Raw genomic sequence first — 16,063 nt, 5'->3', positions numbered from 1 at the left:
CGCGGTGGCGGTCTTCCATCTCGATGAGGAAGCCGGCGCCACCGACATCAAGGGCCACGGCGGGGTCATCCCCGCGAAGTACGTGGGCGGCGCCAACACGGGAGTGGCCGGTGTGGCGGGCAAGGCCACTCGGTTCAATGGCACGGACGGATACGCGAAGATCGGCCAGGAGCGCGCCCCCCACGTCAACACCTCGCGCAGCTTCACGGTCTCGGCCTGGGCCAAGCTGGACAAGAAGCCGGACGGCGCGGCGATCATCACCGCCCAGGCCGGGAAGTACGCCCCGGGCTTCGAGCTCTACTACTCCAAGACCTACGACCGGTGGGCGGTCAACCAGTACTCCGCCGACACCGCCGACGCAACACCGATCCGGGCCATGCAACCGGACGGGACCCAGGCGCGCGCGGGGGAGTGGGTGCATCTGGTCGGCGTGCACGACACGGTCGCCAACACCCTCACCCTGTACGTCAACGGGGCCAAGGCCGGATCGACTCAGCTGGCCGGCGCCTTCTACGCGGATCAGTCCATGTACATCGGCGCCGGCTCCTACAGCGGACGGGTCGAAAACCATTTCCCGGGCACGATCGACGATGTGCGGCTGTTCGACCGTCCGGTCTCGGCCACCGAGGCGCAGCAGCTGTTCAAGCAGCGCGCGCTGGTCAAGGGACGCTGGACGTTCCAGCAGGCGGCCGGTTCACCACTGACCACACCGGACGCCTCAGCGTCCGGCAATGACATGACGCTCAACGGCGGCGCACAGGTCGGAGCGGGCTGGGTCGACGGTGGCCTCCTGCTCGACGGTGTCAACGACTACGCCGCGACTTCCACGGTGCCGGTGGACACGAGCGCGAGTTTCACGGTGACGGCTTGGGCCCAGGCGGCAGCAGTTCCGAAGAACGGAGTGGCGCTGCTCAGCGCGCCGGGCGCACAGCAAGATGCGTTCGCGGTGCGGTATGTGCCCAGTGCGACGCCGGATACGGATCCTGGCCGGTGGCGAATCTCCATGGCGAGTGTGGTCTTTCCAGGGTGCGTTGACGGATACGCAGGTCGCACAGCTAGCCATTGGTATGCCTGCCATGCCCACGGACGTACCGGGCGGTGACTGATCTTCGCAGAGGATGAGGCCGAATGGCCTCCGGCTACCAGGCCCACCGGCAGTTCCTGAGTATCGGCTTTCTTTCCACCCCGTGGCGTATGCCTCCGGCGGTGCATACAGCGAGGGATGAAGGACAGGGATGAACGGCAGATCGAGCAAGCGGTTACGGACACTGCGACCTCGTGTCGCGCTGGCCTCGGCCGTGGTCATGGTCGCGACCTTGCTGCAGGGAGTGGCGCAGCCTGCTGTTGCCGCAGACGACGGGAAAGGTCGCCCTGTCCTTCCCCACGGGGAGCAGCCGGTACCCGGCACGATCGGCAAGGTCAAGCTGCGCACGGTCATGAAGGGGCCCCGTACCCCGCAGTCCGCTCCTCGCACCACATGGCCGAGGGCAGCATCAGCGGTGGTGACACTTCCCGCAGACGGCGCGAAGGCCGGGGCAGGGCCCAAACAGGTGCGTGGCCTGCCGCTGGCCCTGGACGCGGAAGGGGGTCGCGGCAAGGCGGCCCATGGTGACGTTACCGCCCGGGTGCTGGGCCGCGAGGTAGCGCGGAAGGCCGGGGTTGACGGACCGCTGTTCACGCTGCAGCCCGACCCGGGGCGGAAAAGCGTGAAGAACACCATGGCGGGCCGGGTACGGGCCCGAATCGACTATGCGTCCTTCGCCGGCTCCTACGGTGGCGGCTACGCGTCCCGACTGACGTTGGTCGAGTTGCCCGCTTGCGTGCTGACGACGCCGGCCAGACGGCAGTGCCGTATGCCCAAGCCTGTCGAGGTCGTCAACGACACCGAGAAGCGGACTCTCACCGCTCAGGACGTGTCTTTGCGTGCGGGTGAACCGACGGTGCTGGCGGCCGTGGCAGAAGCGAAGGGGGACAAGGGGGACTACCAGGCCACCTCGCTCTCGCCTTCTGCGACGTGGGACACCAATCTGAACACCGGCGACTTCACCTGGTCGTACGGTATGCCCGTACCGGACGTGCCAGGCGGACTGACACCGAGCGTAGGAGTGTCGTACTCCTCGGGCGGAGTCGACGGCCGCACCGCGAACACCAACAACCAGTCCTCCTGGGTGGGCGACGGCTTCGACCTGTGGCCGGGCTACATCGAACGCCGCTACAAACCGTGCGCGGAAGACGGGGTGAAGAACGCGGACGGCGGCAAGCCGGGAGATCTGTGCTGGGCCTACGACAACGCGTTCATCTCCTTCAACGGCAAGGGCGGGGAGCTGGTGCCCAACGGCACCAACTCCTGGAAGCTGAAGAGTGACGACGGCACGAAGATCGACCGTCTCTACGGTTCGACCGACAACGTACGCGGTAACGGCGCCAGGAACGACGAGTACTGGCGGGTCACCACACCCGACGGCAACCGCTATTACTTCGGCTACAACCGCCTGCCGGGATGGGCCGATGGCAAGGAGACCACCGATTCCGCCTGGACGGCGCCGGTGTTCGGCAACGGTGCCGACGAGCCCTGTCACGGGGCGACGTTCGCCGACTCCTGGTGCCAGCAGGCGTGGCGATGGAACCTGGACTACGTGGTCGATCCCCACGGCAACGCCATCGCCTACTACTACGACAAGGAGACGAACTCCTACGGCCGCAACCTCAAGGCCAAGGACAACACACGCTACGTCCGCGGGGGTGACCTGGACCGGATCGAATACGGCCTGGAGTCGTCCTCGATGTACGGCACCAAGGCGCTGGCCAAGGTCGACTTCACCAGCGGCGAGCGCTGCCTGCCTGATGCGCGGACCGACTGTGAGTCCATCGACAAGGACGCTTTCTACTGGTACGACACCCCCTGGGACCTGAACTGCACAGCGGATGAGGACTGCGACGACGGTCGGCTCTCGCCGGTGTTCTTCACTCGCAAGCGGCTGACCCGGATCACCGCACAGGCCCTCGACAGCGGCACCTACAAGGATGTCGACTCCTGGGCGTTCGCCCATCGCTGGGGCAAGGCTGATACCGACTACCAACTGGAACTGGAATCCATTCAGCGCACCGGCCACAGCGCTGACCCAGCCATCACGCTACCGAAGACCACGTTCGCCTACACCCAACTGGCCAACCGCCTGGACAAGACCGGCGACGGTTACGCACCGTTCATCAAGGACCGGCTGTCCACGGTCGCCGATGAGTCCGGTGGGCAGATCGACGTCAACTACTCCGCCGAGGCATGTGACTGGGACTCCCTGCCGACCCCGCAGACGAACACCACCCGCTGCTTCCCGCAGTACATCGGCGGCAGTACCAGCGACGACCCTGAACGGCAGTGGTTCAACAAGTACGTGGTCACCTCCGTGACCACAACCGACCGCACCGGTGGAGCGCCTGATCGGGTGACCGCCTACGACTACAAGGGCGGCGCGTCCTGGCATTACGACGATGACGACGGACTGACCAAGGAGAAGTTCAAGACCTGGTCGCAGTGGCGTGGCTACGGACAGGTGCGGGTCCAGACCGGTGGTCAGGGCGGGACGAGTGCGATGAAGTCGCAGCAGGACACCTATTTCCTGCGCGGCATGGACGGCGACCGCAAGGACACCGGAGGCGGCACCAAGAGTGTCACCGTTGCGCTCGACGACGACGAAGGCGACCCGATCACCGACCATGATTCGGCGGCCGGATTCGCCTACAAGACAGTCAGCTACTCGGGGCCGGGCGGAAAGGTCCTCACCAAGACCATAAACCGGCCCTGGCATCACGAGACCGCGAAAAAGGTCCGCGACTGGGGCACGGTCACAGCCAACCTCACCGGGACCGCCCACACCAAGACGTTCACCTCACTCGATGACGGCGCCGGGACCAAATGGCGGACCGCATCAACGGCCACCAGCTTCGACACGGTGGCCGGCCGGGTCACCCAGGTCGACGACTTCGGTGACAACGACACCGCCGCGGACAACACCTGCACCCGCACCACCTACGCCACCAACACCGACAAGAACATCCTCACCCTCCCTTCCCGGGTGGAGGCGGTCGCCACAGCCTGTGACACGACCGCCAACCGACCGGACGACGTCATCTCCGACGCGCGCACCGCCTACGACGGCGGCACCTACGGCGACGCCCCCACGAAAAGCGATGCCACCGGAACCGCGGTACTGAAGAAGTACGACGGAACCACCGCCGTCTATGTGGAGTCCGGCTCGACCTACGACTCCTACGGACGGACGCTCACCAGCACCGACCTGACGGCCGACGTCACCGTCACCGCGGCCGGAGCACTCAAACGGACCGTTCGCACCGACGGCCGTACCACCACGACCGCCTACACTCCCGCCACCGGGTTGCCCACCAGCGCGGAGGTGACCTCGCCGCCCGCCAAGACCGGCGACGCGAGCACCGCGCAGACCACGACCACCACGCGCGACGTGCTGCGCGGCCTGCCACTGACCCAGACTGACACCAACGACAAGGTCACCAACTACGCTTACGACGCCCTGGGCCGCTCCACCAAGGTCTGGCTGGCTGACCGGCTCACCGGCCAGACCCCTACGTACGAGTTCACGTACACCGTCACCGACCGGCAGCCGGTGGCGGTGGGCACCAAGACACTCGGGAACAACGGTACCCAGCAGACCTCCTACACGCTCTACGACGGCCTGCTACGTGAACGGCAGACACAAGCTCCCGGACCAGACGGCGGACGTCTGCTGACCGACGTCTTCTACGACGAACGAGGCCTGAAAGCAAAGGACTTCGCCACCTACTACGCGGATGGCAAGCCGAGCGGCACCCTGTTCAAGCCAGAAGACGCACTGAACGTCGAAACGCAGAACCGCTACGCCTATGACGGCCTGGGCAGACAGACCGAGGCACGGCAGATAGCCGGAAACGGCGACGGCGGCACGGTCCTGGGCATCGCCAAGACGATCTACGGTGGCGATCGCACCACGGCCATCCCACCCGAAGGAGGCACCGCCACCACCACCCTCACCGACGCCCGCGGTAAAACCACCGAACTGCGCCAACTCCACCAGCGCACGGCCGACGCCGCCTATGACACCACCACCTACACCTACACACCACGCGGCGAACTGAAGACAGTCACCGACCCGGCCAAGAACACCTGGAGCTACAGCTACGACCTCCTCGGCCAGCTCACCAACGCCAAGGACCCGGACAAAGGCACTACCAGCAGCGCCTACGACGACCGCGGTCAGCTGACCTCCACCACCGACGGACGCAACACCACCCTCGCCTACGACTACGACGGCCTCGGCCGGCGCACCGAGCTGCACAAGGACTCGCCCACCGGCGAGCTGAGAGCGAAATGGGTCTACGACACCGTCAGTAACTCGAAGGGCTACCTGGCGGAATCCACCCGCTACGACGACGGCCGGGCCTACACCACCAAGATCGTGGCCTACGACCGCCTCTACCGAGCACTGCGCACGTCCGTCACCATCCCCGCCGAAGAGGGCGCACTCCAGGGCACCTATTTGTCCGCCACCACGTACAAAGTCTCCGGACTCGTGGAAGGGAAGGGCTACCCCAAGGCCGGATCTCTTCCGGCGGCCACCGTGGCCTACACCTACGAGGACGAGACCCTGCGCCCCATCGCCATCGACGGCAGCCAGGGCGTGAAATCCAGTGTCCTTTACAGCCTGACCGGCAAACCGCAGCAGTACGAACTCTCCAGCGGCGGCAAGAAGACGTGGGCCACCAACACCTACGAGTGGGGCACGCAGCGTCTGGCCACCGCCCGGGTGGATCGTCAGGACGTGGCGGGCGTCGACCAGTACGACACGTACCGCTATGACGAGGCGGGCAACGTGCTGTCGGTATCGGACGTCTCTCGTTCCGGCACCGACAACCAGTGCTTCACCTACGACTACTTGCAACGCCTGACCGAGGCATGGACCCAGGGCGACAAGGGATGCGCCACCACCCCGGGCGGCAGTGTGCTGGGCGGCCCGGCTCCTTACTGGACCTCCTACACCTACGACCAGGTCGGCAACCGCAGGACGGAAACCCTGCACGACCCCTCGGGCGATGCCGCCAAGGACACCAAGCGCACCTACGACTACCCCAACCCGGACAGCGCGCAGCCACACACTCTGACCTCCGTCAAAGCCACCGGGCCCAGTGGAACCGCTGAAGACACCTTCGGCTACGACAAGAGTGGCAACAACACCACCCGAACGCTGGGCGGCGACACCCAGACCCTTGACTGGGACGCCGAGGGGCACCTGCCGAAGGTGACCGAGCCGGTCGAGGGCGGCGCCGACAAGGTCACCAAATACCTCTACGACGCCGACGGCAACCGGCTCATCGGCCGAACCGCCACCGAAACCACCCTCTACCTGGGCACCACCGAGATCACGCTCCCCAAGGGCTCGTCCACACCAAGGGTCACCCGCTACATCGACCTCGGCGGCGGCCATCAGGCCGTACAGCAGGACGACGGCAGCGTCTCCTTCACACTCGCCGACCACCACGGCACCGCACGACTCGCCATCGACGCCGCCTCGCAGAAACTCAGCCGGCGACGCACCCTGCCCTTCGGCGATCTGCGTGGCGAGGAACCTGCTGCCTGGCCCGGTACCAAGGGCTTCGTCGGCGGGACCGACGACACCAAGGCCACCGGCCTCACCCGTCTGGGCGCCCGCGAATACGATCCCACCACCGGCCGCTTCCTGTCCGTCGACCCGGTCATGGACCTGACCGACCCCCAGCAGATCAACGGCTACGCCTACGCCAACAACAACCCGGTCACCGGCTCCGACCCCACCGGGCGCTTCTGCGACGGCTGCAGCGCCGATGGCGCCAACAACAACTGGACTCCGAGCCACGGACCGGGCTGCACCACTGAAGGCTGCTACGACACCAGTGGCCGCATCCTCTATCCGGTCTCTAGCGGCCCTTCCCGAGCCCGGCCCAGCGGCGGCAACTCCTACCGTCCCGGGCGGACGATCAATATCACCCAGAAGAAGGGTGAGCTGCGGCTCGAGGGCATCAGGATTCCGTCCGCCGGCGAACTGGCGAAGCGCTTCCCGGGGTACGACAGCGAAGAGCAGCTTCAGAGATGGGCGCAGCAGAAGTGCTATTACCCGGCCCGGGGGATTCTGCTCGGCCGCCGAGGCGATCGGGCTGGTGAACTATGAACAGAACGGCTTCGAGAAACTGGTGACCGCGGTCGCGGTCAGCGTGGCCTCCCCGGATGTCGGCGCGTGGAAGAGCTGCCTGAGCGGCAAGAGTCTCAAAGCCTGTGGCGCGGCCTCGCTCGACCTCCCCTGGGCTCGGGTCTTCAAGGGGCTCAAGGTCCTCAAAGCCTGCAACAGCTTCACCCCAGGCACCGAAGTGCTGATGGCCGACGGCACGACGAAACCAATGACGTCGCACATTTGGATGGCGCCCAAATCTCGACGAAGTCGGGTTTCTTCTGCGCATTGGGTGAGGCGGTTAATGGCCCTGGTGGTTACTTTGGGTCAAACCTTGACGCTCTGGCGGACTGCATTTCTTCGAGGTTCGGAGAGGGCCCTCCGGTGAAGATTGTTTGGCGAAATTTCCGAGTGTCCCAGGAGTCACTGGATCGCACTTTTGTAGAATCGGTTATGGAGGTTATGCGCGAATTTCACGTGGATGTCGCCATTTGCTGACTTCCGTTTGTCGTGAATGTGCGCAAGCAAATTTGAAGCCCCGCCAGGCGGTTCCTGGCGGGGCTTCTTCGTGGGGTGACGGCAGTCGTTGACGGCAACGTCAGTGGACGGTGGCTCCGCATAGCGGCGGCAACTCGGGGCTGATGGGGACGGTCTTCAGGAGCGTGCGGCGGCAGAAGATGTATGGCATTGGCAGACGTATCAGCGGCCAATCTCAGCTGAGACGCCACGGGAGCGACTACACGTTGGGGCGGCCAGGTCCCGGATGTTGGTGTCCATGGTGGGCTCGGCAAGGATCGGTAGCGTGACGATGGAGGCGTCGTCTGTCCAAAGCGATTCTTCAACTCCGCAGCTAGCTCACCAAGTTGCCAGTGTGGGCGAGGAAGGGGCGAGGTGGAAGGGCCCCTGTGGCGCCGCGCAGTGGGGTGGCCCTCCATGGGTGTTGGGGGCGGCGTTGCTACTTCGTGTTGCTTCACGCCATGGCGGGGGAGTGACGCGACCGGGGTGCTCGGGCCCTCATGCTCTTGCGAAATGATTTGGACGGTGTCGAGGCTGAAGAATTTGCGGGGTGGATCTCGAAATGCATATGCCTGGAATGCCGGACTTCGTGAAAGTGCTTCGTGGGGGATCTGCTGCCAGATAGACATGCAGGTCATGGAGCCTGCTTCCCGCGCTCGTGGGGATGGCCCCTGGCGGCCGCGAGCGAGGCGTCGTCCGGAAGGTGTTCCCACCCCTACAGGGGATGGCTCCAGCTACGAGGCGCGGTGACTGGAGACTGTCAACTGCTCCTCGCATTCGCGGTGATGAGTGCTACCGTCCGGCAGAAAGTAAGAAGTGGTGGCGATGAGCCTGTCGGCCGATCAGAAGGAGTGCGCATCCGTCGTTCGGTGACTAGATGTATGAGGGCCGGACGACGGTGACAGTCCTCTGAAGGCGCGCTGTCGGAGGCTGGCCAGCTGCCGCGCCGTGGGGGCGGTGGTCGCAGTGACGGGAAATAATGTGCCAAGCGCTCCAGAGTTCGGCTCCGGCCTGGGCGTGTACCGCTGGGTCGCGGAAGGAGCGATCGCGCTGCTGCACTGGTCCGCCGTCTGCGCATCCTCTGGGAGATCCGCGGCGACATCCACCACGCGTTCGTCGCCCTCGGCTGCGTGTCATCTGCTGGTGACGACCGCGCACCGCACTTTGTTGGGAGTAAGGACTCTGTTGCTCAATTCGTCTGGACTCGGGGACCGTTGATACACAGGGGTGACTTGCCCGATTTTTGATGTTCTGGTGGTGAGGCCGCGGGCACGGGACTGACGAACCAGATGCTCAGGAATCAGGAGTTGCGGGCGGCGGATACGGCGGATGCGGCGTGGGCGGCCTTGATGAGGATCTCTGAAATCGGCCAGGGACGCTCTTCCCTCCACTTCGTTGCGTCTTGAAGCGTGTGGGGAATGTGGGGAGTGAAGAGCGCGGGTGAGGGCCCAGCGACCGAAGCCGCCGGCGCCGGCCTGGCGGCCGTCCAGACCGGCGGACGGGGCGATGTCACGCAGGGACGCCGAGCGGCGGGTGCTCGAGCACGCGGGGCTTGTACTCGACCAGCTGGATGCGGCCGTCGAAGGTGCGGTGCTCGATCATCTCGAGGGCAACGTCCGGATAGCCGTCGTAGATGCGTTCTTCGCCCGTGGCCCCGGTGATCACCGGGAACATCACGACCCGGAAGCGGTCGACGAGTCCGGCTCGTAGCAGGGACCGGCACAGGCTGAGGCTGCCGATCGTGCTGAGGAGCCCCGAGCCACTCGACTTCATGGCGCGGACCGCCTCGACGGCGTCGTCGCGGACGAGCGTGGAGTTGGCCCACGTCAGTGGCTCCTCGAGTGAGGAGGAGAACACCACCTTGGACGCTTGCGTGAGCTCGTCGACGGACGCCTCTTCTTCGGGCCTGAACTCGTCTTGGCCATTCGGAACCTCGCCCGCGGCGAAGCCCGACATCAGGCGGTAGGTGTTCGCTCCCATCAGGTAGGTGGCCTCGGGCTGCTCGCCGAGCCACGCGAGGTACTCCGGGCCCTCGAGGCCCCAGAACCCGGGCCATCCCTCTCCCGATGCGTGGCCGTCGAGGGAGGTGATGAAGTCGACGAGAAGCTCCGACATGGCGGTGTCCTTTCCTGGGGTGTCACGAGCTTGGACCGGCCGGGAACCACAAACTCATCGGCCACGCTGTGGAGCAACGAGAAAACCCATGACGCTGCAGCCGATCAGGTCGGCGGAGCGGCACTGCTTCGGAGGGCCGGAGGCCTATATGATTGCGCGATGCACGCAGTCGGGTAATGATCTCCACGCGATTGGGAACGGCGGTTTGCGTTCTGTCAAAGCCCCAGCTCAGCCCCACCCGTGAACGGCCCACCACGCTCTACTGGGCGATCGGTGAGGCCTCGCTCCGATCGACGGCGAACCGATCGCGCTGGTCTTCGCCAGCGACGGCGGGGGCCATCTGTTCGCGATCGGAGCCAGCGGACAGGTCTGGAAGCCCACACGGCCTCCTGGTTTGACGACTTCGAGGTCACCGCGTCCAGCTTGCAGGAGTTCCTCGAACAGCCCGGCCGCCGGATCGCGAACCAGACCTAATCATCGGCCGAGGACAAACGGGCCTCTGCCCCAGGAGGTCATTCCTCAGCTGGGGAATCGCGAGCAGGTGTGGGGACACCCCTGAGAAGGGGGCGGCAAATTCAAAGAGCGCCATCAGCCTGGCTGACTGGGAACCCGTTGCCGTGTTGCAAGCCGTTAGCCTGTCGGTATGTCAGAGCGTGTCATGCCCGGTCGCGCGGACGGCCTGCTCACCCTGGGTGCCGCGGACGCTCTGTGGGTCGATTTGACGGCCGACAGTGCTGTGCCGACGGCTTTTGGGGCATTTACCTGCTCTCCTGCCCATGCCCGGGTGGGGTACGTCCTGCTCGGCGGCCATGTGGTGGCGACGGTGAGGGCGAGCGGCGGTCAGTGGAGTGTTCCGGAGGCCGAGGTGCGCCGGGCGGCCGCGGAACTGAACGCGGTGCGGATGGATCGGCAGGATCTGGTCCGCATCGGGCCGTTTCGCGAGGCGCCGAGGCAGGAGTGCGACGAGGAAACGCCGCTGCGTTGGCGCCGGCGCATCACGGGGGAACTGCGGGAGCTGGGCGGCGGCCGTGAGCGGGCAGGACGACGTGAAATCGGCAGGCCGTCCCATCTGGCGGGGATCGACTGGCGGCAGATACTCGTGGAGCGGACCCGCGACGGGACGCAGCGGTCGTGGTGGCTGCCGCGTGCTGTGGTCAGGCTGCTCGACGCGGCCGAGCACACCGAAACGCAGTGGGTGCACGCCGCGCGGACCCGCCAGGCAAGCGCAGCCGCCACCGAGCCGCCCTTCCGCCCCCGGGAGGCCCGAGACGCCGACGGTCGGCAGACGACGAGCCCCGAGGGCCCCACCGCCTCACCGCGCCCGTACAACGCAGAGTTGGAAGGCCAGCTGTACTCGACGCTCAGCAGGAAGCCCGGTACCTCCCGCAGGGTGGCCGGGTGGGCGTGCGCCGTCTGCCGCACCACGCCCGCCGCAGTCCTCGACCACTGCCACGAACACGGCTACGTCCGCGCCCCCGTCTGCCAGTCCTGCAACACACAGGAACGCCCCGACCACCTGTACAGCAACGACATCCGCGTGGCGAACCGCTACACACGCCTCTTCGACACCGGCGCCGACGACTGGCTTCGCCACTGGCACCGCTGCCCCGGCTGCCGCGCACGCACCACCCTGCCCCTGCCGCACCTCGCCGCATGGACCGCCCACATAGCCTGCCGATCGCTGCGCCCGACCCACCGCGCCCCTGGCAGGCGCGAGCCTTGCGGTGTCCTGCGCGTGTCCTGGACGGGCAGTCAGAACGCGCCCCGTTCCTGCATGCTCACTGTCGCAGTCGATTTCTGCCCCTCCGGCGAGCACCGTGTCCTGGCGCGAGTCCCCTACCGCGAAGCCGCCGAGCGGTTTCGTCTCTGGTTGGCCGAGACGGCTCCTGCTGTGGCCGCCGCGGCCGGTCCTGACCGCTTGGACGGACTCCCTGCCCAGGTCCGGCCAGTCATCGCGGACACCAGCGGCGATGGCCTGGCACTGTTCTGAGCGGGCACCAGGAGACCTGACACCCCAACGCCACCTCGCAGCTGCCGGCCCCCCACACGGTTACCCCCGCACGCCCCGGCGACATGGGCAGCAGAGTGAGTACGATCGCCGACACCTCCGTGCCGACCAGCTCAGCTCAATCATCCGGGCCGGCATCCCCGCATCCCGCGGCGCCTTCCGCGCCCGAGACAACCGGTGAACGACCCTGCGTTCATCCTCGCCCCGCGGTCACGTGGATGGGTTCAAATCCCACCGCTACCGCTACCGCTACCGCTGCGAGATGCAAGAGCGCGGGGCCCCATCCATACGGATGGGGCCCCGCGTGGTCTTGGCCGGCGGTTCTCGTCGCGGCACTGACCTGGGCCTTACGTCGGCCTGGAGACCATCATCGAGCCCGTGCGGGCCACGGCTTCATCGCGGGAGCCTGGGGGTGCTCCTTGATGATCGACCGTGCCTGGGAGGTCAGGGACTTCTCCGGTCCCCTGTCTTCGGCTCGTCCACCGCCGGAGTGGTCGGCGGGGATGTCCGGCCGCGGGGCCCCTTCGCACCAGCTGTTCTGGTCGGGGAGCCGCCCCTTGAGGAGGTAGTCGTTGATCTTCTGGGTCGCACACGGATTGCTCCGGTACACGCCGTGGGTGCCCTCGTCGCGAATCGAGATGAGGCGGTGGCCGAGCTTGCGGGCCATGGCCGGGCCGCCCTCGTACTTCGTCGCGGCGTCGTACTCGTTCTGGACCACGAGTCCGGTCGGGTAGCCCTTGCGCTCGAGGTCCACCGGCTGCTCGGGCGGGGTGAACGAGCGGAAGGTGCATGCCGTGGGCGCGGCCGCCATCGCGCCCTCGCCATAGGGGTATTCATCTCGGAACTGCCGCATCTTCCGGTAGTACGCCTTCAGATCGCCGGGCCAGTCGCGCTCGCAGGTCACGGCTGTGTACGTCCCGTCCTCCTGCTCAGGCTCCTCGCGCCCGGAGGCCAGCAGCCGCATCGCCTCCGAGGCGTCACGCGACACCTCCCCGGAGGACGGGAGTTGCTCACGGAAGTGGTTGGCCAGCTGCGCCAGGACATGCCACCTCGGACGAGCCGCGCTCAGGAGGCCCAGGATCAGATCGAAGCGGGTCTGGTCCACGGGGCCGGCATCCGGCACGTTGGGGTCCGGCAACGGGTGTTTCTCCAGCCTGCGTCCCAGCTCGTCGATGGTGGCCCGCACCTCGGCGGCGGAGGTGCCGAGGTGGTAGGTGTTGTCGCGCTGTGCGATCCAGGCGGCCCAGGCGTCCACGTTCTGCCGCGCGGCGACGGATTGCTGCCAGGACGCCTTGTAGTAGGACCAGTCCGGGTGCATCGAGGAGTCCAGGACACTCCGGTCGAGCCGGCGGGGGAACAGACTGCCGTACACCGCGCCCAGGTAGGTGCCGTAGGAGTAACCCAGGTAGTTGATCTTCTCCTCACCGAGGGCCGCTCGGACGACATCCATGTCACGCGCCGTGTTGGCGGTGGAGATATGCGGGCGGAGGTCCCCGCCGGCCCGTCGGCAGCCTTCCTCGTTCTGCCGGGCGTACTTCTCGATGGCGGTCAGCTGGGCGTCGGTCGGGCGGCTGAAGAACGGTCTCGGGCCCGGAGGAAGGTCACACAACAGCCTGTCGGGGCGCGAGGTTCCCCGGGGGTCGACGCCTATCAGGTCGTAACTCCCGGCGAGCGCCGTCTCCTTGTGCATCGCGGGCTGCAGCCTCGCCTGTACGCCGGGCCCGCCTGGATTGAGGAAGAGGACGCCCCGCCGCTGGGCCGGGTTCTTCGCCCGGAACCTGGTGAGGTTCACCGTGAGCGTGTCACCGCCGGGACGCCGGTAGTCCTTGGGCACCTTGATCGCGGCGCAGTCCATGGACCGCCATGCCTCGTTCCACTTGTCCACCTCATCCTGCGGTGTTCCCTCCGGCATCGGAGGTGCCACGCACTGAGCCCAGCGCACGTCCTGATGGTGGAACCGCGCGAGTCCGGTGGCCGGGCCCTGGGCGGGGGCCGCGGCGGCCGCCGTCACCGCCGTTCCCAGTACCGTCGCGGTCACGGTGAGCAGCGCGGTCACCTTGCGCGTCCGCGCCGCCCCCCGTATCCCCGCTCCCACAAGTATTGGTTTCGGTCTCACGACCATGTGCTCGCCCTTCGTCGGGGCTCTCGGACCCGGCTGGACCGAGAACGCGCCACCATGACTATCGGGAGAGCGGTTTTGCGGCGGTTAACCAGGTGGCTCACACGAAACCGGAGGGGGCCGGTCAGCGGGCGGTGACGGGACGGGCGGCCGCCGCTGGGGCCGGTCGGGAAGACGCGGGGGAAGCTCCACACGGACGGTGAGACCGCCCCCGGGGTTGGGCCGGGCGGTGAGCTTCCCCTGGTGGGTCGCGGTGACCGCGCGGACCACCGACAGGCCGAGGCCCGATCCCCTGCGACGCCCGCCACCGCGCCGGAACGGCTCGAAGAGCGCGGGCAGTTGCCGCTCCTCGATGACCGGGCCGGTGTTGAACACCTCGACGAAGGCGTCGCCCCGATCGGTCAGCCCCGTCCTGACGTGCACGGATCCACCGCGCTCGTTGTGCCGCACGGCATTGGTGACCAGGTTCGCGGTGAGCTGGGTCAGCAGGGACTGGTCGCCCCGGACGGGAGCGGACCGCAGCCGGGCGTCCACGGTCACCTCCGCCTCCCCGGCCTCCACGAGCACGTCGGCGATCGCGGTCCGCGCCTGCTCGATCAGGTCGACGGCGACCGGAACGAGCACTCCGCTCTCGCCCTTCGCCAGCGCCAGCAGCGCGGCGATCAGACGCTCACTGCGCTGGGTGGCGTTCAGCGCCCGGCGGATGTCGGGCAGCAGGTCCGGCGGCACCCGGCCCTGGGAGAGCGGGATCTCCAGCGCCGTGCGCTGCAGCGTCAGCGGGGTGCGCAGCTCATGCGAGGCGTGCGCGGTGAACCGCCGCTGCTCGGCGAAGCTGCGCTCCAGCCGGTCGAGCATGGCGTCGAACGTGTCCGCCAGCTCCTTGACCTCGTCGTCGGGGCCGACCAGGGCGAGCCTGGCGTGCAGGTTCCGGTCGCCGATGTCGCGCGCGGTCGTGGTGACCCGGCCGATCCGGCGCAGCGCGCGCCGGGCCACCCACCAGCTTGCCAGCAGGGACAGGACGCCGACCGCGGCGAGGAGCAGCAGTGATCGGGTGAGCAGCTCGTCCAGGACGTCCTGCCGGAATATCGCGAACCTCTTCGAGCTGTCGGCCCGGTAAGCGCAGGCCGGCCGTTCGGCGGGAAGGGCCGGAACGGTCGGAAGGGCGTCGGGGTCCACGGCGGACTCCGCCTGGGTGGCCGTGACCGTCGGGCTGTTCTCCCCGAGGATTTCCCGGACGCTGACCAGGGTCAGGGCGAGGAGCGTGCCGCCGCCGACGACGAACACGGTGGCGTTGAGGAGGGCCAGCCGGGTCCGGATCGGCAGCCGGCCCAGACGTGCGTTCACAGCCGGTACCCGAATCCGGGCACCGTCTCGATGACCGGTGGGTCGCCGAGCTTGCGGCGGAGCTGGTGGACGGTGACCTTGACGGTGGTGCTCAACGGGTCGGCGTCGCAGTCCCAGACCATCTCCAGCAGGTCGCGGGCGCGCAGCGGGGCGCCGTCGGCGGACATCAGCGCCTCCAGGATGCCCAGCTCCTTGGGGGTCAGCCGCAGCAGGCGCCCGTCGCGTTCGGCGATCCGGCGGACGGTGTCCAGACGCAGGTCGTGCCGTTCCAGCACCGTCGGCGTGCCGCTGGGCCCGCGCCGGGCGAGTGCCCGCAGACGGGCGATCAGTTCCGCGTAGGAGAACGGTTTGGAGAGGTAGTCGTCGGCGCCCTGGCCGAGGCCGTCGACGATGTCGGACAGCGATCCGGCCGCCGTGAGCATGAGGATCCGTGCCGGGTACCCGGTCGTGCCCAGCATCCGGCACACGGCGTCCCCGTGGATGCCCGGCAGGTCCCGGTCCAGGACCAGCACGTCGTAGTCGGCGGCTGCCGCCATCTCCATCGCCCGGCCGCCGTCCGGCGCGACGTCCGCGGCCATGCCCGCGGCGCGCAGCCCTTCGGCGATCATCCCGGCCAGTTCCTCCTCGTCCTCGATGACCAGCACGCGCATGGCAGCTCCCTCCTCCACATGGTGGGCCGACTATGCCGAGCCCGGCGTTAAGCCGCGGTTAGCCGCACATCACCAGCGGCTAACCGACGCGCCCGTACAC

General features: G+C 67.4%; 9 protein-coding genes. 5 read left to right on the top strand and 4 right to left on the bottom strand.

Annotated features, from left to right (window positions below; genetic code table 11):
• The first annotated feature begins 4 nt into the window (after positions 1-4).
• The 4 genes from J2Z30_RS35950 to J2Z30_RS50155 all read left to right on the top strand — a co-directional run bounded on the left by J2Z30_RS35950 (position 5) and on the right by J2Z30_RS50155 (position 7,709).
• Complete coding sequence (locus J2Z30_RS35950; protein WP_044577941.1) at positions 5-1,102, top strand: LamG domain-containing protein; 1,098 nt, start codon at positions 5-7, stop codon at positions 1,100-1,102.
• 202 nt (positions 1,103-1,304) lie between these two features.
• On the top strand, positions 1,305-7,214 hold the full coding sequence (locus J2Z30_RS35945; RefSeq protein ID WP_245388846.1) for an RHS repeat domain-containing protein: 5,910 nt from the start codon (positions 1,305-1,307) through the stop codon (positions 7,212-7,214).
• Complete coding sequence (locus J2Z30_RS50160; protein ID WP_245388851.1) at positions 7,204-7,599, top strand: hypothetical protein; 396 nt, start codon at positions 7,204-7,206, stop codon at positions 7,597-7,599. The genes J2Z30_RS35945 and J2Z30_RS50160 overlap by 11 nt, the downstream gene beginning before the upstream one ends.
• A complete protein-coding gene (locus tag J2Z30_RS50155; RefSeq protein WP_245388845.1) occupies positions 7,500-7,709 on the top strand; it encodes a barstar family protein in 210 nt (69 codons plus the stop codon). The genes J2Z30_RS50160 and J2Z30_RS50155 overlap by 100 nt, the downstream gene beginning before the upstream one ends.
• A 1,527-nt stretch (positions 7,710-9,236) precedes the next feature.
• On the opposite strand, the gene J2Z30_RS35935 is transcribed toward J2Z30_RS50155, so the two are convergent.
• Positions 9,237-9,842, bottom strand: a complete 606-nt coding sequence (locus J2Z30_RS35935) for a dihydrofolate reductase family protein (protein WP_044577946.1) — start codon at positions 9,840-9,842, stop codon at positions 9,237-9,239.
• 643 nt (positions 9,843-10,485) lie between these two features.
• Here J2Z30_RS35935 and J2Z30_RS35930 point away from each other — a divergent pair.
• Positions 10,486-11,832 carry an endonuclease domain-containing protein gene (locus tag J2Z30_RS35930; RefSeq protein ID WP_044577950.1) on the top strand — a complete coding sequence of 449 codons (1,347 nt, stop codon included), beginning with the start codon at positions 10,486-10,488 and terminating at the stop codon, positions 11,830-11,832.
• A gap of 385 nt (positions 11,833-12,217) precedes the next feature.
• On the opposite strand, the gene J2Z30_RS35925 is transcribed toward J2Z30_RS35930, so the two are convergent.
• The 3 genes from J2Z30_RS35925 to J2Z30_RS35915 form a co-directional block, all read right to left on the bottom strand.
• Positions 12,218-13,906: an alpha/beta hydrolase gene (locus J2Z30_RS35925; RefSeq protein ID WP_308280211.1), complete on the bottom strand. Its 1,689-nt coding sequence runs from the start codon at positions 13,904-13,906 to the stop codon at positions 12,218-12,220.
• 150 nt (positions 13,907-14,056) lie between these two features.
• Positions 14,057-15,313, bottom strand: a complete 1,257-nt coding sequence (locus tag J2Z30_RS35920; protein ID WP_052701658.1) for a sensor histidine kinase — start codon at positions 15,311-15,313, stop codon at positions 14,057-14,059.
• Positions 15,310-15,963: a response regulator transcription factor gene (locus J2Z30_RS35915; protein ID WP_044577953.1), complete on the bottom strand. Its 654-nt coding sequence runs from the start codon at positions 15,961-15,963 to the stop codon at positions 15,310-15,312. The genes J2Z30_RS35920 and J2Z30_RS35915 overlap by 4 nt, the downstream gene beginning before the upstream one ends.
• Positions 15,964-16,063 lie beyond the last annotated feature (100 nt).

This window comes from Streptomyces iranensis, from assembly GCF_017874715.1.
GTDB lineage: Bacteria > Actinomycetota > Actinomycetes > Streptomycetales > Streptomycetaceae > Streptomyces > Streptomyces iranensis.
Note: the sequence above shows the minus strand (reverse complement) of the source record. Positions and strands in the feature narration are given on the sequence as shown.